This window comes from Actinophytocola glycyrrhizae, assembly GCF_042653545.1.
GTDB classification, from domain to species: Bacteria; Actinomycetota; Actinomycetes; order Mycobacteriales; family Pseudonocardiaceae; genus Actinophytocola; species Actinophytocola glycyrrhizae.
Window position 1 is genome coordinate 529,957 of record NZ_JBHSIS010000020.1, and the last position, 26,563, is coordinate 556,519.

General features: G+C 70.2%; 24 protein-coding genes. 10 read left to right on the plus strand and 14 right to left on the minus strand.

Annotated features, from left to right (window positions below; translation table 11 throughout):
• The first annotated feature begins 64 nt into the window (after positions 1 to 64).
• The 4 genes from ACFPCV_RS30680 to ACFPCV_RS30695 all read left to right on the plus strand — a co-directional run bounded on the left by ACFPCV_RS30680 (position 65) and on the right by ACFPCV_RS30695 (position 4,996).
• Positions 65 to 1,387, plus strand: coding sequence for an SGNH/GDSL hydrolase family protein (locus ACFPCV_RS30680; RefSeq protein WP_378059942.1), 1,323 nt, complete (start codon positions 65 to 67; stop codon positions 1,385 to 1,387).
• 180 nt (positions 1,388 to 1,567) lie between these two features.
• Complete coding sequence (locus ACFPCV_RS30685; RefSeq protein WP_378059944.1) at positions 1,568 to 2,506, plus strand: alpha/beta hydrolase; 939 nt, start codon at positions 1,568 to 1,570, stop codon at positions 2,504 to 2,506.
• Entirely contained in the window at positions 2,496 to 3,593 is a 1,098-nt protein-coding gene (locus ACFPCV_RS30690) for an alpha-hydroxy acid oxidase (RefSeq protein ID WP_378059946.1), read from the plus strand. The genes ACFPCV_RS30685 and ACFPCV_RS30690 overlap by 11 nt, the downstream gene beginning before the upstream one ends.
• Positions 3,590 to 4,996, plus strand: a complete 1,407-nt coding sequence (locus tag ACFPCV_RS30695; protein WP_378059948.1) for an aminotransferase-like domain-containing protein — start codon at positions 3,590 to 3,592, stop codon at positions 4,994 to 4,996. The genes ACFPCV_RS30690 and ACFPCV_RS30695 overlap by 4 nt, the downstream gene beginning before the upstream one ends.
• A gap of 144 nt (positions 4,997 to 5,140) precedes the next feature.
• Here the strand turns inward: ACFPCV_RS30695 and ACFPCV_RS30700 are convergent, their stop codons facing one another.
• Positions 5,141 to 5,299: a hypothetical protein gene (locus ACFPCV_RS30700; protein ID WP_378059950.1), complete on the minus strand. Its 159-nt coding sequence runs from the start codon at positions 5,297 to 5,299 to the stop codon at positions 5,141 to 5,143.
• Positions 5,300 to 5,472: 173 nt separating this feature from the next.
• Positions 5,473 to 6,420 carry a 3-oxoacyl-[acyl-carrier-protein] synthase III C-terminal domain-containing protein gene (locus ACFPCV_RS30705; RefSeq protein WP_378059951.1) on the minus strand — a complete coding sequence of 316 codons (948 nt, stop codon included), beginning with the start codon at positions 6,418 to 6,420 and terminating at the stop codon, positions 5,473 to 5,475.
• Between the two features lie 50 nt (positions 6,421 to 6,470).
• Between ACFPCV_RS30705 and ACFPCV_RS30710 the strand changes: the two genes are divergently transcribed.
• A complete protein-coding gene (locus tag ACFPCV_RS30710) occupies positions 6,471 to 6,902 on the plus strand; it encodes a PaaI family thioesterase (RefSeq protein WP_378059952.1) in 432 nt (143 codons plus the stop codon).
• 10 nt (positions 6,903 to 6,912) lie between these two features.
• On the opposite strand, the gene ACFPCV_RS30715 is transcribed toward ACFPCV_RS30710, so the two are convergent.
• Both ACFPCV_RS30715 and ACFPCV_RS30720 read right to left on the minus strand, forming a co-directional pair.
• Positions 6,913 to 8,187: an MFS transporter gene (locus ACFPCV_RS30715; protein ID WP_378059954.1), complete on the minus strand. Its 1,275-nt coding sequence runs from the start codon at positions 8,185 to 8,187 to the stop codon at positions 6,913 to 6,915.
• Entirely contained in the window at positions 8,184 to 9,752 is a 1,569-nt protein-coding gene (locus ACFPCV_RS30720) for a class I adenylate-forming enzyme family protein (RefSeq protein WP_378059956.1), read from the minus strand. Before ACFPCV_RS30720 ends, ACFPCV_RS30715 begins: the two co-directional genes overlap by 4 nt.
• Positions 9,753 to 9,989: 237 nt before the next feature.
• Here ACFPCV_RS30720 and ACFPCV_RS30725 point away from each other — a divergent pair, with 237 nt between their 5' ends.
• On the plus strand, positions 9,990 to 10,877 hold the full coding sequence (locus ACFPCV_RS30725; RefSeq protein WP_378059957.1) for a hypothetical protein: 888 nt from the start codon (positions 9,990 to 9,992) through the stop codon (positions 10,875 to 10,877).
• 132 nt (positions 10,878 to 11,009) lie between these two features.
• On the opposite strand, the gene ACFPCV_RS30730 is transcribed toward ACFPCV_RS30725, so the two are convergent.
• From ACFPCV_RS30730 to ACFPCV_RS30745, 4 genes are all read right to left on the minus strand, one after another.
• A complete protein-coding gene (locus tag ACFPCV_RS30730) occupies positions 11,010 to 12,107 on the minus strand; it encodes a sensor histidine kinase (protein WP_378059958.1) in 1,098 nt (365 codons plus the stop codon).
• Entirely contained in the window at positions 12,100 to 12,795 is a 696-nt protein-coding gene (locus ACFPCV_RS30735) for a response regulator transcription factor (RefSeq protein ID WP_378059959.1), read from the minus strand. Before ACFPCV_RS30735 ends, ACFPCV_RS30730 begins: the two co-directional genes overlap by 8 nt.
• A gap of 90 nt (positions 12,796 to 12,885) precedes the next feature.
• Positions 12,886 to 14,250, minus strand: a complete 1,365-nt coding sequence (locus ACFPCV_RS30740; RefSeq protein WP_378060058.1) for a UDP-N-acetylmuramoyl-tripeptide--D-alanyl-D-alanine ligase — start codon at positions 14,248 to 14,250, stop codon at positions 12,886 to 12,888.
• 5 nt (positions 14,251 to 14,255) lie between these two features.
• Positions 14,256 to 15,212, minus strand: coding sequence for a D-alanine--D-alanine ligase family protein (locus ACFPCV_RS30745; protein ID WP_378059960.1), 957 nt, complete (start codon positions 15,210 to 15,212; stop codon positions 14,256 to 14,258).
• A gap of 163 nt (positions 15,213 to 15,375) precedes the next feature.
• Here ACFPCV_RS30745 and ACFPCV_RS30750 point away from each other — a divergent pair, with 163 nt between their 5' ends.
• The gene (locus tag ACFPCV_RS30750; protein ID WP_378059961.1) at positions 15,376 to 16,068 is read left to right on the plus strand and encodes an aspartate/glutamate racemase family protein; all 693 of its coding nucleotides are present in this window, start codon (positions 15,376 to 15,378) and stop codon (positions 16,066 to 16,068) included.
• A 593-nt stretch (positions 16,069 to 16,661) separates the two neighbouring features.
• Here ACFPCV_RS30750 and ACFPCV_RS30755 read toward each other — a convergent pair.
• Both ACFPCV_RS30755 and ACFPCV_RS30760 read right to left on the minus strand, forming a co-directional pair.
• On the minus strand, positions 16,662 to 18,689 hold the full coding sequence (locus ACFPCV_RS30755) for an AAA family ATPase (protein WP_378059962.1): 2,028 nt from the start codon (positions 18,687 to 18,689) through the stop codon (positions 16,662 to 16,664).
• Between the two features lie 244 nt (positions 18,690 to 18,933).
• The gene (locus ACFPCV_RS30760) at positions 18,934 to 19,401 is read right to left on the minus strand and encodes a hypothetical protein (RefSeq protein WP_378059963.1); all 468 of its coding nucleotides are present in this window, start codon (positions 19,399 to 19,401) and stop codon (positions 18,934 to 18,936) included.
• A 93-nt stretch (positions 19,402 to 19,494) separates the two neighbouring features.
• On the opposite strand from ACFPCV_RS30760, the gene ACFPCV_RS30765 reads away from it, so the two are divergent.
• The 3 genes from ACFPCV_RS30765 (at position 19,495) to ACFPCV_RS30775 (ending at position 22,518) form a co-directional block, all read left to right on the plus strand.
• Positions 19,495 to 20,316 (plus strand): NYN domain-containing protein, encoded by an 822-nt coding sequence (locus tag ACFPCV_RS30765; protein WP_378059964.1) that lies wholly within the window; start codon positions 19,495 to 19,497, stop codon positions 20,314 to 20,316.
• Between the two features lie 103 nt (positions 20,317 to 20,419).
• Entirely contained in the window at positions 20,420 to 21,460 is a 1,041-nt protein-coding gene (locus ACFPCV_RS30770) for a fatty acid desaturase family protein (protein ID WP_378059965.1), read from the plus strand.
• Positions 21,461 to 21,588: 128 nt separating this feature from the next.
• The gene (locus ACFPCV_RS30775) at positions 21,589 to 22,518 is read left to right on the plus strand and encodes an HflX GTPase family protein (protein ID WP_378059966.1); all 930 of its coding nucleotides are present in this window, start codon (positions 21,589 to 21,591) and stop codon (positions 22,516 to 22,518) included.
• A gap of 55 nt (positions 22,519 to 22,573) precedes the next feature.
• On the opposite strand, the gene ACFPCV_RS30780 is transcribed toward ACFPCV_RS30775, so the two are convergent.
• The 4 genes from ACFPCV_RS30780 to ACFPCV_RS30795 are packed head-to-tail and all read right to left on the minus strand — an operon-like array spanning position 22,574 to position 26,492.
• Complete coding sequence (locus ACFPCV_RS30780) at positions 22,574 to 23,335, minus strand: PIG-L deacetylase family protein (RefSeq protein WP_378059967.1); 762 nt, start codon at positions 23,333 to 23,335, stop codon at positions 22,574 to 22,576.
• A 46-nt stretch (positions 23,336 to 23,381) separates the two neighbouring features.
• Positions 23,382 to 24,275 (minus strand): carbohydrate ABC transporter permease, encoded by an 894-nt coding sequence (locus ACFPCV_RS30785; RefSeq protein ID WP_378059968.1) that lies wholly within the window; start codon positions 24,273 to 24,275, stop codon positions 23,382 to 23,384.
• Between the two features lies 1 nt (position 24,276).
• The gene (locus ACFPCV_RS30790; RefSeq protein WP_378059969.1) at positions 24,277 to 25,179 is read right to left on the minus strand and encodes a carbohydrate ABC transporter permease; all 903 of its coding nucleotides are present in this window, start codon (positions 25,177 to 25,179) and stop codon (positions 24,277 to 24,279) included.
• A complete protein-coding gene (locus tag ACFPCV_RS30795; RefSeq protein WP_378059971.1) occupies positions 25,176 to 26,492 on the minus strand; it encodes an extracellular solute-binding protein in 1,317 nt (438 codons plus the stop codon). Before ACFPCV_RS30795 ends, ACFPCV_RS30790 begins: the two co-directional genes overlap by 4 nt.
• Between the last annotated feature and the right edge of the window lie 71 nt (positions 26,493 to 26,563).

Below are 26,563 nucleotides of genomic sequence, written 5' to 3' on the forward strand. Positions count from 1 at the left end.
GGATCCACCACTCGCGTGCTGCCGCCACCGGCACCCCTGACGTTTTACTTGGAGGATCCACCGAATGAACATTTCCAGAAAATGGCGATCGCGATCGCTGATCGCCACCGGGCTGGCGGCGGCGGTCACGGCGAGCGTGCTCGTCGCGGGTGCGGGCGCGGGTGCGGCGGCCGGCGGGCGGGACGACTCGAAGCGGGACTGGGTCGGCAGCTGGGGCGCGGGCGTCACCCGCGGCAACCTCACCGGCACGTCGTCGGTGGGCTTCGACAACCAGAGCGTCCGCATGATCGTGCACGGATCCGTCGGCGGTTCGAAGGTCCGGGTCCGGCTCTCCAACGTCTACGGGGAGAAGGCGGTCGAGGTCGGCAACGCCACCGTCGCGAAGCCGGACACCGCCACCCCGGCGCTGTCCGACGTCGATCCGGCCACGGTCAGGCAGCTCACCTTCGGCGGTTCGCCCTCGTTCGTCATGCCCAAGGGCGCCGAGCTGCTCAGCGACCCGGTCGACCTGCGGGTAGGTGACGACCAGGACCTGGTGGTGAGCGTCTACTTCCCCACGCCGACGGGGCTGACCACGTTCCACTCGACGTCCCGGCAGAACAGCTTCTCCGGCAACGGTGACCTCGCGGACGACGCGGCGGGCACCGGCTACACCCTCACACGCACCTGCTGCTGGTTCTTCCTGTCCGGTGTCGACGTGCTCCGCGACAAGGCGGCGGGCTCGGTGATCGTGTTCGGCGACTCGCTCGGCGACGGCAACGGCATCGCGCTCAACAGCAACCTGCGCTGGCCCGACCAGCTCTTCGACCGGATGCAGAGCAAGGTCCACCACAAGCAGCTGCCCGGCGTGCTGAACGTCAGCCGCGCTGGAGCACGGCTGAGCCACGAGGCCCTCGAACCCGGCGCGGGCGGCTTCCCCGGCTTCCCCGAGCTCGGCGACAACGCGTACTCCCGGCTCGACGAGGACGTGTTCTCCGAGACCGCGGCACACGCGGTCATCCTGGACCTCGGCATCAACGACATCTGGATGAACAACGACTCGTCCGCCACGATCATCGCGGCGATCCGGCAGCTCAACCAGCAGATCCAGCAGCGTGGGTACACGGTGCTCGTCGGCACCCTCGGACCGTTCGAGGGCCTCATGGGCTTCGACGGCACGACGGTGTGGTCGCCCGAGAAGGAGGCGACCCGCCAGGCGGTCAACGACTACCTGCGCACGCACCGCAACGAGTTCGACGCGGTCGTGGACTTCGACCGGGTGCTCCGCGACCCGGCCGCCCCGACCAAACTGAAGCCGGAGTTCGACTCCGGTGACCACATCCACCCGAACGACGCGGGCAGCAAGGCGATGGCCGAGGCCGTCCCGTTGCACAAGATCGTTCGCTGACCGACGCCGGTCCCGGTGGCCACATCAAATGCCACCGGGACCACCGGCGTTCGTGATCAGGCTGAGTGCTTCGCGGCCGCAGCTCAGGGGAACGTGAAGCAGATCAGCCACAGGAACGTGGCCAGCAGAACCATCTGTCCCCAACGCAACCGACACATCGGATTCCGGAGAGGCGGAACAGTGCCGCTTGATCCGCAGGTCGCCGCCATGCGTGCGGAGCGCATGGCGCGCGGGGTGACACCGCTGTACGAGATGACGCTCGCACAGGCACGCGCGGCCGACCTCGCCGACATCCGCGCGGCAGGCGGGGCCGCCGAGCCCGTGTTCGAGGTGACCGACGGGACCTTCCCCGGCAGGAAGGGCGTGCTGCCGGTACGCGTCTACCGGCCCTCCGCCGACCGTCCACTCGCGACCTTGGTGTACTTCTTCGGCGGCGGCTGGACCCTGGGCGGCATCGACACCTCGGACGGGGTGTGCCGCGCGCTCGCGAACGCCGCGGGGTGCCTGGTCGTGACCCCTGGCTACCGGCTGGCGCCGGAGCACCCGTTCCCCGCGGCAGTGGACGACTGCCTCGCCGCGGTGACGTGGGTGGCCAGGAACGCGGAGGTGCTCGGCGCCGACCCCGCCCGGATCGCGGTCGGCGGTGACAGCGCGGGCGGGAACCTGGCCGCCGTGGTGGCGCTCCAGGCCAGGGACCACGGCCCTCGGCTCGCCGCGCAAATGCTCGTGTACCCCAACACCTGCTACCGCGCCGACACCGACTCGCTGCGGGACAACGACGACAGGTGGATGTTCAACCGCCACTCCGTCGACTGGTACTGGCGCAACTACCTCCCGGACCCCGACGCGGGCCGCGACCCCATGGTGTCGCCGCTGCTCGCTCCCGACCTGTCGGGGCTGGCGCCCGCGCTCGTGATCACCGCGGAGTACGACCCGCTGCGTGACGAGGGAGAGCGGTACGCCGAGCGGATGCTTGCGGCCGGGGTGCCCGTCGAGCTGACCCGCTACGACGGGATGGCGCACGGGTTCTTCACCATGTCCGGGGTGCTCCCGGACGCGCGCCGCGCCGTCGCCCAAGCTGCGGAGTACCTGCGGAAGACCCTGTCCGATGACGCGTGACGAACCACTGACCGTCGCCGACATCGCCCGGCTCGCGCAGGCGAGGTTGCCGAGGGAGCTGTGGGACTACGTCGCTGGCGGCAGCGGCGCGGAGACGACCCTCGCGGCCAACCGTGCCGCGCTCGACGAGGTCGCGGTGCTGTCCAGGGTGCTTGCCGGCACGACGGAGCCCGACTCCGCGACCCGGCTGCTCGGCTCGGCGTCGTCGATGCCGCTCGCGGTGGCACCGATGGCCTACCAGCGGCTCCTGCACCCCGACGGGGAGTTCGCCGCCGCGGAGGCCGCGCAGGCCGCTGGGGTGCCGTACGTGGTGAGCACGCTGGCCAGCGTGTCGGTCGAGGAGATCGCGAAGACCGGCGCCACCACCTGGTTCCAGCTCTACTGGCTGCGCTCGCCCGGTGTCGTCGAGTCGCTCGTGGCACGGGCCGAGGACGCGGGCTGTGAGGCGTTGATGGTGACCGTCGACGTGCCGGTCATGGGACGGCGGTTGCGGGACGCGCGCAACTCGTTCGTGCTGCCGGACGACGTGGTCGCCGCCCACCTCACCGACGGCGCGGTTGGCCGCGCGCACGACCGGGTGCCGGGGTCCTCGGCGATCGCCGCGCACACGGCGGCCGTGTTCGCCCCCGGTCTCGGGTGGCCGGACATCGAGTGGCTGCGCGACCGGACGTCACTCCCGTTGGTGCTCAAGGGGATCCTCGATCCCCGGGACGCCGTGCGCGCGGCCGAGTCCGGGGTGGACGCCGTCGTGGTGTCCAACCACGGGGGCCGCCAGCTCGACGGCGCGGCACCGAGCATCCTTGCCCTGCCCGCGGTCGCCGAGGCGCTCACCGGGCGGGCCGCCGTGTACCTCGACAGCGGGATCAGCACGGGCACCGACATCCTGCGCGCCCTGGCCTCCGGGGCGGACGGCGTGCTCGTCGGCAGACCCGTGCTGTACGGGCTCGCGGCCGACGGCGCGCGGGGTGTCGGCCGCGTGCTGTCCCTGCTGACCGAGGAGTTCCGCGCCGCGATGACGCTGGCCGGGTGCACCGACATCGCCGCGGTGCGGGCACTGTCCACCGTTCGAACTGTGAGGGCTTCATGAGTGTCGCCGACATGACCGGAGTGCTGTCCGAGGACGGGCCGCCCGCCGTGGCCCTGGCGCCCGTCGCCGAGCTGCCGCCGCCCCGGCCGCCCGTGCGCACCGACCTGACCACCGAGGAACTGCACCCCTCGCTGGCGGACCCGGCGCTGACGTCGATGAACCTGCTCAACGAGATCGCCAACGACTACCCGGACGCGGTGTCGTTCGCGGCTGGCCGCCCCTACGAGGAGTTCTGGGACGTCGACGACCTCCCGCGCCACCTCGCCCGGTTCAGCGATTACCTGCGCACCGAGCTGGGGTACAGCGAGGAACGGGTGCGCAGGACCCTGTTCCAGTACGGGCGCACCAAGGGGATCGTGCACGAGCTGGTGGCCGCCAACCTGGAGCTGGACGAAGGCATCCGTGTCGACCCGGAGTCCATTGTGGTCACGGTCGGCTGCCAGGAGGCGATGGTCCTGGTGCTGCGTGCGCTGCGGTCCGGCCCGAAGGACGTGCTCCTCGCCGTGTCCCCGACCTACGTCGGGCTCACCGGTGCGGCACGGCTGGTCGACATGCCGGTGCTGCCGGTGGCGAGCGGCGAGGTCGGCATCGACCTCGACGACCTGCTCGAACAGGTCCAGAGCGCCCGCGCCGCCGGGCTGCGGCCACGAGCCCTGTACGTCATGCCGGACTTCGCGAACCCGTCGGGCGTCAGCATGACGGAGAAGACGCGCCGGACGCTGCTGCAACTGGCGCGTGAGGAGGACTTCCTGCTGCTGGAGGACAACCCGTACGGCCTGTTCCACGGCGGCGAGCGGGTGCCGACCTGCAAGGCACTCGACGAGCATCGCCGCGTCGTGTACCTCGGCTCGTTCGCGAAGACGGTCCTGCCGGGCGCGCGGGTCGGCTACGTGGTCGCCGACCAGACGGTGACCGACCAGGACGGTGCGGTCGGCCTGCTCGCCGACGAGCTGTCGAAGATCAAGAGCATGCTGACCGTCAACACGCCGGCACTGGCGCAGGCGGTCGTGGGTGGCAAACTGCTCGAGCACGGGTGCAGCCTGGTGCGCGCCAACGAGGACACGCGGGCGGTCTACACGGCGAACCGCGCCCGGCTGGTCGACGGGCTCGCCGCCCGCTTCGGGGCCGGCTCCCCGGTCACGTGGAACGTGCCCGCCGGTGGCTTCTTCGTGGTGGTCACCGTTCCCTTCCCGGCCGACGACGCGCTCCTGGCCCGCTCGGCCCGCGACTACGGCGTCCTCTGGACCCCCATGCACCACTTCTACGACGCCGGTGGCCACGGCAGGAACGGCCTGCGGTCGCTGCGGCTGTCCTGCAGCGCGCTGACCCCCGAACAGATCGACACCGGTCTTGACCGCCTGAGCCGGTTCATCACCGACGAGATGGCGCGAACGCGGAGGTGACAATTTCTTGATTACCAGGGCGGCAAATCGGCCGCCCTGGTTTTCGGCATGCGCCGGAGAATTCCTGCCGGTTTCGGCGTATCATTTTTCAATGACAGTGGGCCCGTGCCGCGGAAATCCGCGGCACGGGCCCACTGGTCTCAACTAGCTGAGCCCGGCGCCGGACTCGAGCTCGCCGCCACCGAACGCGCGCTCGAGCTCGCCGCCACCGAAGGCCGCGACCTCGCTGCCGCCGAAGGCCAGCTCGGCCTCGCCGCCACCGAAGGCGATTTCCTCGAACTCACTGCCACCAAATTTGCCCATGTTCGGGGCCTCCTTCGTCAGGGGTATTACAGAAAAAGTATCCAGAGTTCGTCTCCGCATTGCAAGCTGCATTCGCTCCGAGATATTGCGCCAAACGGCCTGCGGCCCCTGCGCCAATAGGTGTCTTATGTGGATTGCTCGCCGTCGGTGACGGTTTTCGCGAAAGATACCGCTCAGTGTTCGAGGACCATCGCCGAGAAGATCGCGCCGTACGCGGCCGAGGCCATGAGGTAGCGGTCGCCCGCCCTCAGCAGGCCGCTGTCCACGGCGGTGCGGTAGTTCAGGAAGGGGTCCGCGGCGAACGTGTGGCCGAACAGGGGCACGTTGTCCAACAGCACCGACGTCGGCGGCAGGCCGAGCTGCCTGCACACCTTCCGCCACGAGCGCACGTTCACGTTGTGCGGCAGGATCAGCGCAAGCTCGTCGACACGCAGCCCGGCCCGCTCGGCGGCGGTGCTGATCACCTCGGCCACCAGCACCGTGTACTCCTTCGCGAAACGCTCCGCGTGGTCCGGGCGGTCGGTTGCCCAGTGGTCGAGATCACCGCGCTGCAGCGTCGCGTAGCTCAGTACCCGGTCGCGTGGACCGTCGGCGGCCACCAGGCAGGCAGCGGACGCCTCGCCGAAGATCCGCGCCTCCGGTCGCAGTGTCTCGTCGAGGGTGAAGACCTGCTCGGCGGCGACGATCAGTGCGAGCGCGTCCCGGTCGCCGCCGGTGTCCGCGTCCATGGCCAGCAACCGGCCGGCCATGTCCACCGCGAGAAGGCCTGCGGCGCAACCGTGGTGGGTGACCGCGAAGGCGGTCGCGTCACCGAGGCCGAGCTGTTCGCACACGTCCGGCAACGGGTTGTACGGGTGGGGCTGCGAGACCGGCACGGTGCGCGCGTAGAGCACGTAGCGGACCCGGCTCAGGTTGCCTGCCAGCGACGGCAGGTTGTGCGCGGCCTGGACGAGGAGGTCGGTCAGCGTCTCGCCCGGCTTCTGGCGGCGGACCTCCGAGTAGCCGTAGGACCGCCGTAGAGTGTCGACAGTGGACGCCGGCAGCTGCCAGCCTGCCAGGAGTTCCTCGAGCGGAACACGGTGATCGGGCAGGTGACCCGCGATCTCCCGGAGAGCGGTCATGAGTGGTTCCTTCGCGCACAGGGGAGGGTCCGGCGTACTACTGTTGCCCCATGACGGGAGAACGCACCGGCCATTTCTGGGATGCCGTCGAGGGTCGGACGCCGATGCCTGCGGCGACGACGACGTTGGGCTGGTCGCTGATCCACGCCGACACCGAGCGGGGCGAGATCGAGGTCTCCTTCGAGGCGTCCGAGGAGTTCCTCAACCCGGCGGGCACCGTTCAGGGCGGCTTCCTCACCGCGATGCTCGACGACACCATGGGGCCCGCGCTCGCGGCCACGCTGGGGCCCGGCCTGTACGGGGCGACCATCGAGCTCAAGGTGAGCTTCCTCCGGCCGGCCAGACCGGGTCGGCTGGTGGGACGCGGACGCGTCGTGCACAGCGGCGCCACCATCGCCTTCCTCGCGGGCGAACTGCTGGACGACGCCGGGCAGGTGGTGGCCGTGGGGTCGGCGACCACCCGGATCGTGCGGACCGGCTGAGCCGCCGATCTCACTGATGGGGATCACCCTTGGTGTCAGCGGTGAGCCGGGCGTCCACACCGGACCGGTAACGCAGCAGGGGAATGACGGTAACCACCAGGCAGACGGATCCGGAAAGGACGATCGCGGGCTGCAGCCCGAGCCCGGCGACCGCGAGTCCGGCGATCGTCGCGCCGAAGGCGAGGCTGCTGCCGCTCACCGCCGTCACCATGCCGAACACCCGGTTCTGCAGCTCGACCGGGACGCGGGCGTAGAGCATCGCGCCGAGGATCGGCCGGAACGCCGCCTGGCTCACCCCGCACAGCACCGAGACGACGAGTACGACGACGAGGCTGTCGGTCAGCCCGAGCGTCAGCTGCCGGGGAGCGACGCACAACGCCACGCTGACGCAGAAGGTCAGGTACTGCGGCAACTTCGGCCCGAAGATGGTGAACGCGATGTTGCCCGCGATCGCACCGCACGCGAACGCACCGAGGATGAGGCCGACCGCGGGAGCCGCGCCGAAGTGCTCGTCGACCCACAGCGGTACGAACACCGCGTAGTTGGCGACGGTGAACAGGTTCACCACCGAGGTCATCGCGAGCATCCCGACCAGCAGCCGGTCCTGCCACAGGTGACCGGCACCGCGCCGAAGTGCGGTGAAGTATCCCTCGTTCGCCGCCGCGCCCCGGTCCGGCATGGTGCCGGCAGGCGGGTGCACCAGCAGTCCGATGAGCAGTGCGGACAGGGCGAAGCTCGCCGCGTCGAACCAGATCGCGCCCTGCGGTCCCAACCAGAGGATCAGCAGACCGCCGAGCGGCGCGGCGGTCACCATCGCCACGTTGCCGGCCCCGTCGTAGATGGCGGTGGTCCGGATGATCTGCATGCCAGCGGCGTCACTGACCGGGCGGAGCAGGACGTGCTGGGCACGGCCGCCGACGCCGGTGAGCGCGCCCTTGACCGCGACCAGTACCGCGAGCGGCAGGAACCCGATGTCCGGTGTGGCCGCGACGACGGCCATCGCCAGCGCGGCGACGCACTCCGCGACGATCAGCGTGCGCCGGATGCCGAACCGGTCGGTCAGCGGGGTCGCGAACACACCGGCGAGCAGGGCGGGCACGACCGAGGCCATGGAGATCAGGCCCATCTTCGCCGCGCTGCCGGTGCTCGTCAGCACCAGCCACGGCACGGCGACCGTCGTCACCACGCTGCCGAGCATGGACACGATGTGGCCGGTCAACAGCGCGCCGAGCCCGATCCGGCTCGCGGTTCGACTCCTGCCCGTGTTCTCGCCGACCGTGCTCAATCCGCAGTGCTTTCGGCCAACACGTGCTCAGCGGCGTACTTCTCACGCAGCCGCCGGGTGTTCGTCTTGCCACTGCCGGTTCTCGGCAGGTCGTCGACGAACTCGAACGACCGCGGCGTCCACACCCAGCTCAGCTTCTCCTTGACCAGTGCGGAGAGTTCCTCCTCGGTCACCGTGGCGTCCTCGGTGAGCACCAGGTAGGCGTGGGCGGCCTCACCGAGTTCCTGGTGCGGCACACCGATCACGGCGGCCGCACGGACCTGCGGGTGCGTGGTCAGCACGTCCTCGATCGCACGCGGGAAGATGTGGTGGCTGCCGTACGTGGTGATGATCATGTCGCTGGCGCGGCCGGTGAGGTGGATGTAGCCGTCGTCGTCGACATGGCCGAGATCGCCGGTGCGCACCCAGCCATCGACGAGCGTCGCCGCGGTCTGCTCCGGGTTCCCGACGTAGCCGGTGAAGTTGAGCTTGCTCGCCACCCACAGCTCGCCGGTCTCGCCCGCGGGCAGTACGGTGCGGCCGTCCTCGCCGCGGATCTGCAGCCGCACGTCGCCGTACGCGGGTCCACATGAGCCGATCCGGTCCGGGTCGGTGCCGACGCCGGGATAGGCGGAGATGAACGGCGATTCCGACAGCCCGTAGGTGATGCGCACGACCGGGCCGAACCGGTCGACGGCCTGCCGCAGCCGCACGGGGTTGGTGGCCGCGGTGCCCACGCTCAGCACGGCCATCGCCGACAGGTCGCGCTTGTCGATGTCGGGGTGGTCGAGCAGCTCGTAGAGCATCAGCGGCGTGATGAAGGTGGAGTTGACCTGCTCCCGTTCCAGCAGTTCGAGGAACTCGGTGGCGCGGAAGAACCGCGAGACCACCAGTGTGCCGCCGGTGAACAGGTAAAGGAAGGCCGAGGTCTGCCCGGCCACGAACCACATCGGTGTCACGGTGAGGTGGCGGTAGCGCGGTTCGTCCGCCGCGAGGATGTGCTCGGCGAGGGTGATGAGCTGCTCGTAGAGGGCCGCCGTGTGGAGCAGTGGCTTCGGGATTCCGGTGGTACCGCTGGTCTGGAAGACCGACTCCGGCGTCCCGGCCGCCTTGTCCACATCGAACGGTGCGACGCCGTCCCTGCGCGGCGCGAGGATGTCCGGGCCCGCGCCACCGGGCCCGACGCAGAACGCCGGGATCCCGAGCCGGTCGACGATGTCCTTGCCGATGCGCTCGTGCACCGCCACCTCGTACAGCAGTGCCTCCGGTCGCACCTGGTCGAGATAGGCCCGGAGCTCCAGCGGGGTGCTGGCGTTCGACACCCACGCGGTGCGGCAGCCGATCAGGTGCAGAGCGAGCTGGATCGCCTGCGCGTGCGGGGGGTAGCCGAGGAGGACTCCCACCATGGTGCCCGGTCGCAGCCCCGCCTCCTCGAGGTTCGCCGCGATGTCGAGGACCGCGGCGCGCAACTCGGCGTAGGTGAACCGGGACTCGCCGTTCACCAGGGCCACACGGTCCCCGTACTCGGCGAAGAGTTCCAGTGCGCGCACCACGTAGTCCGGTCCGGAAGCGGGCAGGGAACTCATCACACACTCCAGGTGAACTCGGGCGAGAAGTCGCCACCGACGGATGCGAGCGGGCGAAGCGTACCCGGGAAACCGCGGAAACTGACCGGCACAAAAGAGTTCCTGTCACAGGGTGTGGTGGTGCACGGCTGAACGGATCAGGGAAGTGCTCCCGTCTGGGGAACGTGCTTGGTACGAACAACACCGCGGCGTCCTGACCTGCGCGGGCGGTGCCGCGGACGGCGTACTGTCGCCCGCATGCGTGGAATGTTCGTCACCGGTCCGCCGACCTCGGGTGACCTGAACGGCGACGGCACCGTGCTGCGGGTGCACAGCGCGATGGGCCGGACCTTCGACGAGCTGACCGGCCAGGTGCTGAACCCGACGCTGCGCGGCTACGTCACCGACATGGCGGCACCGTACGGGATCGCGGTGCGCGAGGACCTGATCGAGCAGGGGGTCGGGCACTCCTACGGGGAGATGTGCGCGCCGCTGCTCGGCGACCTGGTGGCCGAGGAGCAGCGGGCCGATCTGCTCGTGCTCGCCACCGCCATCCCGGATGTCCGTTACGGACGGTCCACCGCGACCTACCTGAGCTGGCACTGCCCGGGCGCGCCGCTGGCGTTCACGGTCTGCGACCAGGGGCTGCTGGCCGCGTTCACCGCACTGCACCTGATAGCGGCCTACGCACACAGCGGCGCGTGCGGGCGAGCGGTGCTCCTGGTGGCCGAACAACCGACCCTCTACCACGAACTCCCCGTACCCACCCCGCTCCCGGACCGGGCCGCGGCGGTCGGTGTGGTCCTGGAGGTGGACGGGTCGCGGGACGCGCTGTCGGTCCGGCGGCACACGAGGATCGCGGAGCACCGGGTGCCCGAGGTGCTGGCCGCCGAGATGTCCCGGCTCGCGGGCGGCCGGGCTGGGCCGACGGTCCTGATCGGCGCGGGCCTGGCCGAGGTGACAGCGGACCGGCCTGGCGACGGCAACGTCCTGGTGTGCCGGGAGAACCAGCCGCTGACCGGCATGTGGCTCGAACTCTCGCGTGGACTGCCTGGCTGGCGGGAAAGCGGAGAACAGGTGTTGCTGGCGGAGTACGACCCGGCACTGGGCCACCTGTTCGCCGCGACCCTCCGTTTCGGCCGATGAGTGTCCGGCCGGCGGTTGGGGGACCGGCTCGATGGGGCTCCAGTTCGCACAGCCGGGGGTGGTGAGGACTTCTCGCTGACGTGGAGGAGCCGGGAGAGCCACGTGGGCCGGCGGACCTGGACTCGTCCCGTACTACGTGCGGGGCGGTGGTGGGGCGGGCAGCCGGACGGCGATGCGGAGTCCGCCTGCGGGACGCGGGAGGATGGTGAGGGATCCGTCGTGCACGTCGGTGATGCGCTTGACGATCGCGAGGCCGAGGCCGACGCCCGCGTGGTCGTGGCGAATTCGTTCGCTGCCGCGCTGGAACGGTTCGGTGAGTGTCGAGACCCACTGCGGGGACAGTACCTCGCCGGTGTTCTCGACGGTGAGTACCACGGTTCCGGGACCGACGCCGGTCTCGATCGAGACGGTGCCCTTGTCGGGCAGGTTGTGCACGATGGCGTTGTGCAGGAGGTTCGTCGTCATCTGCAGCAGGAGCGCCGGTGACCCGGACGCCGTGGCGATCTCACCGGAGTTGTCGATCGTGACACCGCGTTTCTCGGCGAGCGGGAGCAGTGTCTCGATGGCCTCTTCCGCGAGCAGCGACAGGTCGACGGGTCTGCGGACGAAGGTCCTCTGGTCGGCGCGGCTGAGCACGAGCAGCGCTTCGGTGAGGTTGATCGCCCGGGTGTTCACGGTGTGGAGGCGGTCGACGAGCTCGCCGGGGTCCTGGCCCGGATCGTTGCGAGCCACGTCGAGAAGCGTCCGGGTGATCGCGAGCGGGGTGCGCAGTTCGTGTGACGCGTTGGCCGCGAACCTCCGCTGTTCGGCGACGTGTGCTTCGAGCCGTGCGAGCATCGCGTCGAAGGCGTCGGCGAGTTCGCGGAACTCGTCGTTGCTGCCTTCCAACCGGATCCGGTGGGCGAGTGACCCGTTCGCGGCCGCGCGGGTGGCGTCGGTGATCCGGGTCAGCGGGGCGAGCATGTGGCCCGCGAGGATCCACCCCCCGAGGAGACCGAACACCAGCAGGAAGACCAGGGCCGTGCCCACGGCCGACACGAAGCCGCGCAGGAGGAACTCCTGTCCGGCGAAGGGCGGCCCCCCGGGAGCCCTTGGCGCACGGCCGTCGGGCACGTTACGCACCAGGTACACCCACACGACCCCGAGCACCAGGACGCCGGCCAGCATGAGGAAGCCGGCGTAGCTGAGAGCGAGTTTGAGGCGAATGCTCAAACCGGGCGCTCTAGCCACCGTCTCCACCCTCGCGGCCGGTGCCGGTTCGAGTGTCGATGCGGTAGCCGACACCGGGCACCGTCGCGATGATCCAGGGCTCACCGAGCCGTTTGCGCAGCGCCGAGACCGTGATGCGCACGGCGTTGGTGAACGGGTCCGCGTTCGCGTCCCATGCCCGTTCCAGTAGTTCTTCCGCGCTGACGACGCCGCCCTCCTCGGCGACGAGGACTTCGAGCACCGCGAACTGCTTCCTGGTCAGCGCGACGTAGCGGCCGTCGCGGTAGACCTCGCGGCGGAACGGGTCCAGCCGCAGATCCGCGATCTCCCGCACGGGCGGCCGGTTGTGCGCACGCCTGCGGTCGAGTGCCCTGAGCCTGAGCACGAGCTCCTGGAGCTCGAACGGTTTCGTGAGGTAGTCGTCGGCGCCGAGCTCGAACCCGGAGGCCTTGTCGTCGAGACGGTCGGCGGCGGTCAGCATGAGGATCGGCATGCCGCTGCCGGACGCGACGATGCGCCTGGCGACCTCGTCACCGGAAGGGCCGGGAATGTCCCGGTCGAGGACGGCGATGTCGTAGGCGTTGATGCTCAGCAGTTCCAGAGCGGTGTCGCCGTCCCCCGCGGTGTCCGCGGCGATGGCTTCCAGGCGCAGGCCGTCGCGGATGGCTTCCGCCAGGTAGGGCTCGTCCTCCACGATCAACACTCGCATGCTCCGATGCTACGAGCCGGGCATGTCGTCGGCGTACGACGGACCGGATCGGTGTGGTGGACGGTGCCGTGGCGGTCTTCGATGACGTGCTCACCGCGCGGCCAGCTCACGTGCGCAGACGCCCAGCCCGTACTCGCTGGACGCCTTGACGAACACCACGTCGCCCGGTTCGATCAGCCCGGTGGCCACCGTGACGGCACCGGCCACGTCGTCGACCGCGTGCACCGCGACGTCCGCGTGGGCCGCCTCCCGTGCCATGGCCCGTGGGTCGTCGTCGCCGACCGCGATCAGCACGTCGATGCCGAGCTCGGCCACCAGCCGGCCCACCTGCTCGTGCCGGGCCCGCGAGGCGTCGGCCTGCTGCCCCATCCCGCCGAGCACCGCGATGGTGCGGCGGTCCCCGGCCAGCGCCCTGAACGCGTGCAGCCCTGCTCGCATGGATTCCGGGTTGGCGTTGTAGGCGTCGTCGACGACGGTGACGCCGTCGGGCCGCTCGGTGATCTCGAAGCGGCCCGGCGAGCGGCGCCTGGCACCGTTCAGCCCGGCGGCGATCTCGGCGGGGGACAGCCCCAGGACGGTGGCGGCCGCGGCGGAGCCCAGCGCGTTGACCACCTGGTGCTCGCCGATGAGGTCGAGTGCGACCCTGGCCCGGCCGGCCGGGGTGACCAGGTCGAACGCGGGCCGGGCCCCGGCGCCGATGGACACCTCCTCGGCCCGCACAGCGGCGTCCGGTGTCCTGCCGAACAGCACGATCCGGGCCCTGGTGCGCTCCGCCATGCCCATGACGTACGGGTCGGCGGCGTTGAGCAGCGCGTACCCGTCGGGCGGCAGCGCCGCCACCAGCTCCCCCTTGGCCTCGGCCACGTCGGCCAGCCCGCCGCCCATGCGCGACACGTGCGCGGCGCCGACGTTGAGGACCAGGCTCACCTGCGGTGGCGCGATCCCGGTGAGGTACGTCAGGTCGCCCTTCCTGCCCGCGCCCATCTCCAGCACCAGGTACCGGGTCCTGCCATCGGCCCGCAGCACGGTGAGCGGCAGCCCGAGCTCGTTGTTGAACGAGCGGTCGGTCGAGACCGTTGGCGCGTGCGGTTCGAGTATCTGGGCCAGCAGGTCCTTGGTCGTGGTCTTGCCGACGGAGCCGGTCATGGCGATCACCGTGCAGTCGAGGTGCGTGAGCACGTGCCTGGCCAGCACGCCGAGCGCCACCTGCACGTCCGCCACCACGATCGCGGGCACCCCGACGGGCCGGGCGGCCAGCACGGCGACGGCGCCGCCTGCGATGGCCGTGGCCGCGTAGTCGTGGCCGTCGACGTTGGCGCCGGCCGTCGCGGCGAACAGGCCACCGGGTGCCACCTCGCGCGAGTCGACCGCCGAGGGCCCCGTGACCAGCGTCTGCGGGTCGGGCACGCTGTCCAGGCCCGCGTCCAGGACGCGAGCGATCTCGGCCAGCGTCATCGGTATCACGCGTTGCTCCTCGCGAGTCCCAGGTCGATGAGACGGTCCACCAGATCCGCGTACGAAAGCCCGCTGGCTTCCCAGCCCCTGGCATAGACGGAACGAGGGGTGAAGCCGGGCATCGTGTTGATCTCCAGTACGTACAGGCGGCCCGTGTGCTCCTCGTAGAGGAAGTCGACCCTGGCCAGGCCGTAGCCGCCGATCGCCCGGTAGGCGCGCAGTGACAGCTCGCGCACCTCCTCGGCGATCCGCTCGGGCAGCGCGGCGGGAACAGTGGCGAGCTCGTGGTCGCTGAGGTATTTCCCCTCGTAGTCGAGCCAGTCGCCTTCGACGTTGAGCTCGACGATGGCCGAGGCGGTCGCGGTGTCGTGGTCGCCGAGCACTCCGCAGGTCAGCTCGCGGGCGACGACGCCCTGCTCGACGACGGCGACCCGGTCGTGGCGGAGGGCCAGCTCGACGCCCGTGCGCAGTTCCTCGGTGGAGGTGACCCGGGAGATGCCGATGGAGGAGCCCATGTTGGCCGGTTTGACGTACATCGGCCAGTCGAGCGACTTCACCAGGCCCCACCGGTCGGTCGTGGTGTTCCAGTCGTGCTCGGTGAACCAGACGTGCGGGGTGACCGGGATGTCCTCGGCCAGGAACACGCGCCGCATCACGGTCTTGTCCATCGCCACGGCCGAGGCCAGGACGCCGCAGCCCACGTACGGCAGGCCCAGCGCCTCGAGGTGCCCCTGAACGACGCCGTCCTCGCCGTACGGGCCGTGCAGCACGGGGAAGACGACGTCGACCACGCCGCGGCGCAGCTCCAGCGACCAGCTGCCCTGCCGGTCGATGACGACGAGGACGGGGTCGTACCGCGCCCTCGGCAGCGCGTCGAGCACCGCCTGCGCGGACTGGAGCGAAACCTCGTGCTCGGCAGACGGTCCGCCTGCCAGCACGGCCACGCGCAGGCGTTCGGTCATGATCGTTCAGCCCTCCTCGCCAAGGTCGACGCGGGGAGTGTCGGATGTCCGGCTGACCGATTACCAGAGCATTCTCTGCCCGATTTCTGGTCATCCCGGGAGCAGTACTCGGACAGTTTTTGGTCTGCGATATGAACAGGGTTTCCGTCTAACCTGCCGGGCCATGCGCACTATCGGGCTGATCGGCGGGTTGAGCTGGGAATCGACGGTCATCTACTACCAGATCGTCAATCAGCGGGTGCGCGAGCGCCTTGGCGGCAGCCATTCCGCCAACAGCCTGATCTGGTCGGTCGACTACACGACCGTCGAAGACCTCATCTTCGCCGACCGGTGGGACGAGGTGGGCGAGCTGCTCGCGGACGCGGGTGTCAAGCTGGCTGCCATGGGGGCCGAACTGCTGCTCATCTGCAGCAACACCTTCAGCCGGGTGAACGACGAGGTGGAGCGGGCGGCGAGCGTGCCGGTGCTGCACATCGCCGACGCCGTCGGCGCCGAGGTCAACGCCGGCGGGATGCGCAGGGTCGGCCTGCTGGGCACCCGTTTCACCATGGAGGAGCCCTTCTACCGGGACCGGCTGACCGCGCACGGCTTCGAGGTGGTCGTCCCAGAACGCGACGAGCGCGAGCTGGTCCACCGGGTGATCTTCGAGGAACTGATACGCGGGGTGCTGCGACCCGCGTCCAGGGACGCCTATGTGCGGACGATCGACGGCCTGGCCGCCCAGGGTGCCGAGGCCGTCATTCTCGGCTGCACCGAGATCGAGCTGCTGATCACCGACAAGGACACCGCCATCCCGTTGCTGCCGAGCGCCCGACTGCACGCGGAGGCAGCGGCCAGCCTGGCCATGAACGATTAGTGGCCCATGATTTCCCGCCCGGGCCCCGCAGGCCGGGCCGGTGCCGTGAAAGGCGCGTTGACGGCACAACCGCTGCCGTGAAAGGCACATTGACGGCGCTGAGCGCCGTGAATGGCACATTGACGGCATCCCGAATGCCGTGAACGCGCCTTTCACAGCACCAAACCCAGAGCGCTCCGCGCCCGGCCCCCGCGAAGCGGGGCCCGAACCGACGCAACCCCGATGGTGGCGCAAGCCCACCAGCAAGGGGCTCCCTGCCATCCCGTCGACCTGGCAGCGCCCGATCACGCCGTGTCAAGGGGGGCCAAACACCCGAATCACAACACGCGGAAAAGGCCCCCCTAGGCGCGGTGTGATAGCCCGTAGGGAGGTCGACGGGATGGCAGGCAGACCCGAACCCAACCGCAGCCGACCTGCCCCTCCGCCACCCCCGAGACCTGCCCGTCCGGCGAGGACAAAGACCACCACGACGTGACCCCGGGCAAGGACAAACCCACAAACAGGCAACCCGTCCGGCGAGGACAAAGAGCACCGATCAGGCAGCCCCGACCCGGAGCCATGAGCGAACGGGCGGCCGGAACGCAACCAACACGTCAATTCCGGGCAGGCGGAGCAAGTTCTTGCCGCCAGAGGTCTTCGCAGATTCGTTCGATACCGGCGATCAGGTGACGGCGGTAGGTGGTGAAGGACAGCCCTAGGCGCTCGGCGGCGGCCTCCTGGGTGGGGGTGCCACGCAGGTAGGTGACGTCGAGCGCGCGGTGCGGCTTACCGGCCCTCGGATCCCGCCCCAGTTCCCGGATGCTCTCTTCGAGCAGCTCGCGCACCGCCCTGCCGGGGTCCGCGCGGCCGGCGAGCAGCCTGCTGCGGGTGAGGGGGTTGGCGGCCAGCTCCCCGTGTTTCGACAGGTGACGCAGGGCCTTGCGGACGGCGTCGGTGAACTCCTCCCGTGACAGCACCGCGAGCGCCGGTTCGTGCTGGACCGGGGTTTCCTGCGCGCCTGCCGACAGCAGCCGGTCGAGCCACACCTGCGCGGGCACGGCCCGCCAGTCGTGGGCGGGCAGGCGGTACTCGACGTCCCCTTCCCGTGCGTGAATCCCGAGATCGCGCATGTTGTAGTACTCGTGGTGGCCGCTCACCGGGTCGTCACCTCGGACGGCCATGAACGACCAGGCCATGCGTTCCGAGCGCAGGAACCAGGCCACGGCCCGCCACTGGATCAGGTTCGTCACCGGCGACCTGCCCCGGTGGCGCCTGCGCACCCAGCTCCGGTGGACGGCCAGGTGCTCGCCGGGCCGCAGCGGGGCGGTGGCGTGGGCGTTGGCCCAGGCCGTGGCGACGACCGGGTCCCCGTGTGCTTCCGCCTCCGTGTCGAGGCGGAGCAGGGCGGCGGCGCCAACCAGCTCGCCGTTCGCGGTGTGCCGGTAGAGCCGGAACGCCCGCGGCTGCCGGGCCGTCCAGTGGGCGACGGCGGCCACGGTCCCCGCGTCCCACTCGCGGGCCAGGCGCAGCAGGTCCTCGGCGTCCCCGGGACGGAGCACGTCCTCGTAGACCTCGCCGACACCGCGCCAGAAGTGCGGCTGCGGTGTCCGGCCTTCGGCGCGGTGCAGGTGGAACAGCGAACCGACGGCCCCGAGCACGTCCGCGTCCCGCGCGGTGCGGACCTGCTGGGTGAGGTGGGCCCTGACGCGCCGGTGCAGGTCGGCGTGGCCCTGCGGGTCGCGCCAGCGCAGGTCGGTTTCGAGGATCTCGCGTACGAGGTCGTGCGGGTACAACCCGAACGGGCCGGACTGGACGAACGGCAGCCGGCGCAGCCAGGAGAACAGCGCCGCCGCGTCCTCGTCGGGCAGCATCGCGCGCAGCAGGTCCTGCGTGGACATGTACGTGTGCGCGCAGACCTCCAGGGCATGCCGGTGCGCGGGACCGGGCACCTCGCCGACGAGCTGGTCGAGCAGGGTGGCGACCACCTCGTGGGTGGGCGTCCAGCGGGAGTCGGTGGCGCTGTCGTCGACCGCCGCCGCGGCCCCGAGCGACAGGGCGAGCGGGTGCCCGCCCGCGAAGGCGAGCAGCGGGTCGTGCAGCTCACCGGCCACACCCCGGGAGTCCAGCAGCGCGGTGGCGTCCATGGGCTCCAGGTCGCCGAGCCCGATGACCCGCAGCAGGTCGGCCCAGCCCGGGTCGGCCCGCCACATCATGTCCGGCGGTGTGCGCCCGGCGACCACGACCAGCGCGCCGACCGGCAGCGTCGGCAGGAACCGCTCGCGCAGCCAGCTCTCCATGCCGTGGAGGCGCTCGAAGGTGTCGACCAGCAGCACCGCGCTCTCGTCGGCGAGCGCGAGCATGGGCCCGGTCCGGGACATGAAGGCCGCTGGGGACTCATCGAGCACCCGCCCGTCCAGCGTCAGCACGGTGCGACCGGCCTCCTCGGCGCGCTGGGCGAAGCGCCGCAGCAGCGCCGACTTGCCGACCCCGCCGGGGCCGTGCACGAACAGCACCCCGCCGTCGCCGCAGAGCGCCTCGTCGAAGGCGGCGAGCTCCTCCTTCCGGCCGACGAAGGCACGTTGCCTCGCCGCGTGGAGCCGCCCTTCCCAGCGCCGCCCCTCGTCACCGAGCTTGCGGAGCACTGCGGATCTCCTGGCTTGCCGGCAGTGTGCCGCCGCAGGCCGGGCGGTCCTGGCGGGCTGCCGCTCGTGCTGGTCCGCTCTCGGTCATGCCGCCATTCAAGGCAGCGTGGTGTTGCCGGCACGTATCCGGTTTTCGATATGCGGACGATATGTGGCCCGCCGGGACACCGTCAGGATGCGGGGAGGTGGAACAGCCAGTCGCCCTCGGACCGGACGAACGTGAGGTAGGCGTCGTCGCCGGTCATCACCGGGGTGCGGTACGGGACGTTCTTCGTGTCCGGTTCGGTGCCGTCGACGGCCGAGGTGAAGACGGCGCCGTCGAGGTGGTCGCCGAGTTCGTGGACCCGTCGCGGATCGTGTTCCGCGCGTCGGCGAGTTGTGCCTCGCTCATGTCGACGGCGTGCTCGCGGACGCAGGCCGGACGCCCGACGCAGGCCAGCTCCAGCAGTTCTTCGCCGGAGCCGGTCTCGGCCGCTGCCGCGAACGACTCGGCGGCCGCCTGCGGGGTGCTGAGGTCGTAACCGGTTCCAGGTCTGGCGGAACCGGTGGTCGTGCTCGTGGCGGCGGTGCTCCGGTCGTCGCTGTCGGTGCCGCCGGTGGCCAGCGCCGTCGTGGCCACCACCGCGGCGGCGACCAACACGGTGGCGGCGAGTGCCCACGGCCATGGCGAGCGTCGTCGGGCCGGGGGCGTGGGGTGCGGGCTCGTCGTCATGACCGGCTTTCTCGAGGCGGGTGTCAACCAGGGGACGTGGACGACACGCGATCGGTTCTCGGCACGTCCCGGCGGGCCGTGGAGGATGATCCGATGAGCAGGGGACCCGGTCGGCGACTGCCGACCACGAGGGAAAGGTCGTACATGGTCAGCGAGAACACCGCGAGACTGGCGGTGCTCATCGACGCCGACAACGCTCGGCCGTCGATCACCGAGGGCTTGCTGGGGGAGGTCGCCAAGTACGGCACAGCGCACGTGAAACGTGCCTACGGCGACTGGACCGGCACGAGCCTGAAGGGCTGGAAGGACCAGTTGCTCGCCCAGTCGATCCAGCCCGTGCAGCAGTTCGCCTACACCACCGGCAAGAACGCGACCGACGCGGCGATGGTCATCGACGCGATGGACCTGCTGTACTCGGAGCGTTTCGACGGGTTCTGCATCGTCTCCAGCGACAGCGACTTCACCCGCCTGGCCGCCCGTCTGCGGGAGTCCGGCCTGACCGTGTACGGGTTCGGCGAACGCAAGACACCGAAGCCTTTCGTCGCCGCCTGCGACAAGTTCATCTACGTCGAGAACCTCACCTACCCGGACAGTCCCGACGCGGCCCCCGACGCGCCGCCCCGGCTCAAGACCGCCACGTCCGCCGCTGCGCTCAAACGCGACTCCGCGTTGCTGAACCTGCTGCGCAACGCCGTCGAGGCGGCCTCGGACGACGACGGCTGGGCGGCGCTCGCGTCCGTCGGCCACATCATCACCAACCAGCAGCCCGACTTCGACTCCCGCAACTACGGCTACGCCAAGCTCAGTGACCTGATCACGGCCACCACACTGTTCGAACTGGACCGTCGCAGCTCGAGCGACGGCAAACCCGGCAGCCTCTACGTCCGCGACAAACGCCGCCGCTCCGGGAAGTGACGCGGCACGGCCGGGAAGGTCCCGGACCATGGGGCTACCCCCCGTATCGACCGGGGTGCCACCTGGCTGCCGTCGCGGTCGGCCCATACCGGATGCTGGGGGCATGACTATTGATGCCGCTCCACCGGTTCCGTCGTCGACCGGCAGCGACTTCGCGCGGTTGTCCCGGCGCATCAACGAAGCGGGGCTGCTGAAGCGGCGTCCGGGCTACTACACGGTACGGATCGGACTGCTCGCGGCGTGTTACCTCGGTGGGCTGGCGGCCTTCGTCGCGCTCGGGGACACCTGGTGGCAGCTGCTGCTCGCGGTGGTGTTCGCCGTGCTGTTCGGACAGGTCGCGCTGGTCTCGCACGACCTGGCGCACCGGCAGGTGTTCCGCACCAGGAAGCTCTCGGAGGTCGCCGGGCTCGTCGCGGGCAACCTGGGCGTCGGCATGAGCTACGGCTGGTGGATGGACAAGCACACCAGGCACCACGCCAACCCCAACCACGAGGAGCTGGACCCGGACGTGGCGCCGGACATCCTGGTCTGGTCGGACGACCAGGCGAGGGCCAGCCGCGGGATACCGCGGTTCCTCGGTCGTTGGCAGGCGTTCCTGTTCTTCCCGCTGCTCACACTGGAGGGCCTGAACCTGCACGTTGCCAGCGTGCGGGCGCTGCTCAACCCGAAGCTGCGGCGGCGCGGCATCGAGGCCACCCTCCTGTTCGGACACTTCGCCTGCTACCTCGGCGCGTTGTTCCTGGTGCTGTCCCCTGGCAAGGCGCTGCTGTTCCTGGTCATCCACCAGGCGCTGTGGGGCCTGTACATGGGCTCGATCTTCGCGCCGAACCACAAGGGCATGCCCATGCTGTCCGGTGACGACCGCCCGGACTTCCTGCGCAGGCAGGTGCTGACCTCCCGCAACGTGCGCGGCAACTGGTTCGTGGACAACGCGCTCGGCGGCCTGAACTACCAGATCGAGCACCACCTGTTCCCCAGCATGCCCTCCCCGCACCTGCGCCGCGCACAGCCGATCGTGCGCGGGTACTGCGCTGAACTGGGTGTGCCCTACACGGAAACCGGTCTCTTCGACTCCTACGCGCAGGCGCTCCGCCACCTGCACCGGGTGGGGGCGTCACTGCGCGACCGGCCGTCCCCGGAGTGACCCTCGGTCGCCGCCTCGGGTAGGTGGCCCGTCACCGACCGGTGCTCGTCACGTCGTGGGCGACCCCCGTCGGCATGGCCGGTGTTCGTGCGGGGTAGCCAGTGGCAAGACGGATGAGGGAGCGAGCGATGGCGGGCGCGTGGCTGGTGGGCACCGACGTGGCGAACCGGCGCGTCCCGCGGCGGACGGTGCTCGTCGCCGTCCGGCAGGGGGACGGCACGGGGGACCGGCCGCCGCTCGCCGAGTTGCGGCGCCTGGCCGACGCCGACGGGCTGACCGTCGTCGGCGTCGTCGTGCAGACCAGGGCCCGCCCGGACCCGGCCACCTACCTGAGCGCGGGCAAGGTGGCCGAACTGGCCGTGACGGCGCAGGTGGCGCGGGCCGATGTGGTGATCGCCGACGACGACCTGAGCCGGCGGCAGACACGTGCGCTGGAGGAGCGGACGAGAACGCGGGTGGTGGACCGCACCGCGCTCATCCTCGACATCTTCGGCGGGCACACCCGCGAGGACGGCCCCGTCACGCTGCCCGTGGCGGACCGGCCACCCTGCGCGGTGATCGCCGGCTACGCCAACGCGGGCAAGTCGATGCTCCTCAACCGCCTGTCGGGGGCGCGGGCCCGGACCGGGGACGGCCTGTTCGCCACCACGGCACCCGTGGTCCGGGAGGTCGGCGTCGACGGCCGCACTCTGACGCTCGCCGACACGGTCGGCGTCGTTCGCCACCTCCCGTACCGGCGGGTCGACGCGTTCCGGTCCACCATCGAAGCCCTCCGGCACGCCGACCTGACCATCCATGTCGCCGACGCCTCCGCACCCGACGTGCTCGACCAGATCAGCACCGTGCACGCCGTCCGCCAGGAGATCGGTGCCGGTCGCGTACCCGAGCTGCTCGTGCTCAACAAGATCGATGTGGCCCGCCCGGACCAGCTGGACGTCCTCCACCACACCTACCCCGACCCGGTCGCCGTGTCGGCGCGGACCGGCGAGGGGATCGCGGAACTGCTCCGCACGGTGGCGACGAGGCTCAGACAGCTCGAACTGGGGCCGGTGTCCTGACCGTCGGCCCCGGACCTGCCTGCGCCGGGTGGGGGTCGTGCTGGAGGGCCAGGGGTCAGTCCTGCGTGGCCTCGGGGAAGAACTCCGGTGGCGCCTGCAGGTCGTGGGCGCGGAACAGGACGGCGTGCTCGACGCCCATGGCCTTGCCGCTCATCGCGGTGAACATCGGGATGATGTCGGCGGGGGCGGGGTGGTCGGGGAGCGCGGCCAGGTACGCGGCGTGCGCCTCCAGCGAGGCGACGCCCCGGCGCAGCGGCTCACCGGTGACCTCGACGCCGTGGGTCGCGCCGGAGCCGGCGAGCCCCGGGACGATGAGCCAGCGCACGGAGTGCGGTTCGAGGTCCTCGTCGTCGATCTGCTCCGGGAAGACCCACCGGTTGCCCGCGTCGCGCACCGCGTCGAGCGTCGCCAGCCCGGTCGCGCGGTGATCGGCCTGGTCGAAGCCATAGGGTGTCTCGATCTCGTAGCCGGTGCCGAGTACGACGTCGGGCCTGAACCGGCGGATCTCCCGGCAGATGTCCCGGCGCAGGTCGAGGCCGTAGACGAGCACGCCGTCGGGGTGTTCGAGGACGGTCAGGTGCCGGACGCCGACGACGGCGCAGGCGGCCTGCTGCTCGGCGACCCGCAGGTGTGCCGTCTCCTCGGGAGGGTTCGGCATGCCTGCCTCACCGCGGGTGAGCAGGAGATAACCGACCTCGATGCCGCGCGCGGTCCAGCGGGCGACGGCCGCGGACGTGCCGTACTCCATGTCGTCGGGGTGCGCGACGACGCAGAGCACGCGCTGGAAGGACTCCTCGGGGAGGGCGGGCAACGTCATGCCGGCCATCCTCCCGCGTTTCCGGACCCGTCGCCCGCCCGGCCGGTCACCGGCTGAAGCCGGCGGTGAGGCCGCTGAGCAGTTGGCGGCGGCCGAAGGCGTAGAGGGCCAGGATGGGCAGCGTGGTGAGGACGACGGCGGCGACGATGGCGGGGACGTTGACGCTGTACTGGCCCTGGAAGGTCCACAACGCGAGCGGCAGGGTTCGCTTGTCGGGGCTTTGGGTGAGGACCAGTGGCAACAGGAAGCCGTTCCAGATGTTCAGGGCGCTGTAGACGGTCACCGTGAGGATGGCGGGCCGGGTCAGCGGTGCCGCCAGCCGCCACATCGTCATCCACTCGGTCGCGCCGTCGATCCGCATCGCTTCGAACAGTTCCTTTGGCACGTCGCGGATGAAGTTGGAGAGCACGAGTACCGACAGCGGGATGGCGAACGCGATCGAGGGGAGGATCAGCGCCAGCAGGCTGTCGTACAGCCGCAGCTTGATGATGATCAGGTAGATGGGGATCACGGTCGCCTGCAGCGGGATCGCGAGGCCCATCAGGAACAACCCGTTCACCAGCCGCAGGAACCGGAGCCGCCAGCCCCGCACGATCGCGTAGGCGGCCATGAAGGAGAACACCACCGCGGGCACGACCGCGCCGGCCGTCGCCACCACGCTGTTGACGAAGTAGGTGACGAAGCCGGACTCCAGGACGAACCGGTAGTTGTCCAGTGTGGGGTCGCCGGGCGGCACCATCGGGTTGCTCGAGTAGTAGTTGGCCTGGACCTTGAAGCTTGTGATGAGCACCCAGTAGATGGGGATGACGATGATCGCGAGCCACAGCCAGCCGGCGAGTCCGCCGAGCCAGTTCCGCCGGCGGGTGGCCGGGTCGCCGCGTCGGCGCCGCTCGCGGTGGGCTCTCGCCGGTCGTGGTGTCCTGGTCAGGGTGAGGCTCATGTCAGGCGCCCTCGGACTGGCTCTGTGCGGCGTCCCGGCCGCCGAGCCTGCGTAGCAGCAGGGCGATCGCGAGGCCGACGAGAACGAGGATGACGGCGATGGCGCTCGCGGGACCCATCAGGCTGGCCTGGAAACCCCGTTTGTACATGTCCAGTGCGAGCACGCGGGTGGCGTCGCCAGGGCCGCCTTCGGTCAGGACGAAGATGAGGTCGAAGAAGGTCAGCGAACCGACCACCATGAGAGTCGACGAGGTGATGATGGTGTATTTGAGCTGGGGCAGTGTGATGCTGAAGAACTGGCGGACCCGTCCTGCGCCGTCGATCTGCGCCGCCTCGTACAGGGACCGGGGAATCTGCCGGACGCCGCCCTGGTAGATCAGTGAGTGGAACGGGATGAACTGCCAGGACACGACGAACACGACGAGGCTGAACGCGAGTGCCGGCCTGCCGAGCCAGTCCTGGGTGAGGAAGTCGATCCCCGTCCCGGCGCCGAGGCCGAAGTTCGGGTCCAGCAGCGCCTTGTAGGCGATCGCGATCGCCGCCGAGCTGAGCAGCAACGGGATGAAGTACACCACCGCCAGTACCGCGCGGTAGCGCTGTTGTCCCGCCAGGAACGTGCCGAGCAGGATGCTCAACGGAGTCTGTACCGCCCAGGACACGACCATCACCAGGAACGTCACCCAGACCGCGTGCAGTAGCCCGGGATCGGCCAGCACGGCGCGCCAGCTGTCCAGTCCGGACGGTTGGATGGCGCCGATCCCGTCCCACGTCGTGAAGCTCAGCAGGAACACGCCGATGAGCGGGATGACGGCGAAGCCGATGAAGAACACCAGCGCCGGGGCGGCCAGCCACGGCAGCACGCCGCTCCGGCCGCCACGCGTCGCGGGCGACGTGCGTGGGCTCACTTGCCGATGACCGCGTTGAGACCGTCGGCGAACTGCTGCGGCGAGATCGACAGCTGGAACAGCTTGACGATGTTGTCCAGGAGCGTCTCGGCCGCGGTCGGGCTCAGTGCCTGGTCCCAGGACTGGGCGAAGACCTCGGCGTTGCTGGCGATGTCGTAGACGAAGGTGACGAAGTCGGCGTTCTTGTTGCCTGCCAGCTCACCCTGCGTGCCCTGCAGGATGGGGACCGCGCCGGAGTCGATCCAGTCCTTCACCTCCTGGTCGTCGAGGACGCCGGTGCTGAAGAACTTCTTGGCGACCTCCTTCTGCTCGGCACTGGCCTTCGAGGAGATGGCCAGGTACTGGCCGGGGTTGCCGACGGCGTTGCTCGGGTCGCCGGTGCCGCCCTCGACCGGCGGGAAGTTCATGTAGCCGAGCCCGTCGCTCTGGACGAAGTCGCCGCCCTGTTCCTGCTGGATGCCGTAGGACCAGGAGCCGTGCAGCATCATCGCGGCCCTGCCGGTGTAGAGCAGCGCCTGGTCGGCGTTGGAGTCCGCGGTGATCGAGGAGAAGCCCTCGACGAACCCTCTGGCCCTGACCAGGTCCTGGAGCTTGGTCAGCGCGTCGATGGCGGCCGGGTGGGACCAGGCGTTCTTCTCGCCCTCGAAGGCGGCCTGGAACACCTCGGGACCGCCGATGCGGTCGAACAGGAACTCCAGCCACATCATGTTCGTCCAGCGGGACTGGCCGCCGAGGGAGAACGGCGCTATGCCCTTCGCGTTGAACCTGGGCACGAGAGCCATGATGTCGTCCCACGACTGCGGCGGCTCGACACCGACGTCGTCGAAGACCCTCTTGTTGTAGTACAGGACGATCGGCTCGACGGTCTCGCACGGCATCGCGTAGATCCTGCCGTCGATGGTCGCCGGGCCGAACGAGGACGGGATCAGCTTGTCCTTCACCTTCTGGTTCTGGTCGAACCACGAGGTGAGGTCGTCGACCTGGCCCGCCTCGACCCAGGTGCGAAGCCCGCCGCCGCCCCAGCCCCAGATGATCGTGGGTGCCTGCCCGGCGCCGAGCGCGGTCTTGATCTTCGTCTTGTACGGGTCGTTCTGGAACGTGGTCGTGGCGATCTTCGCGTCGGGGTTGGCCTGGTTGAACCGGTCCACCGCGCCCTGCCGGATGCCTTCCTGCGGCGGCCCGCTCAGGAACCAGTACGTCGCGCCGCCGTCGCTGCCTGGACCGGACGTGCCGCAGGCCGAGAGTGCCAGCGAGGCGGGCACGCCGGCGGCGAGGAGACCGAGAACGGTACGTCGGGAAAGGTGTGTAGGCACGCTGGTGCTCCGATCACGGGCCGAGGCTTCGCTGGCTGACCTTTTCGAAAACTCTCGAAAACTTTCGAAAA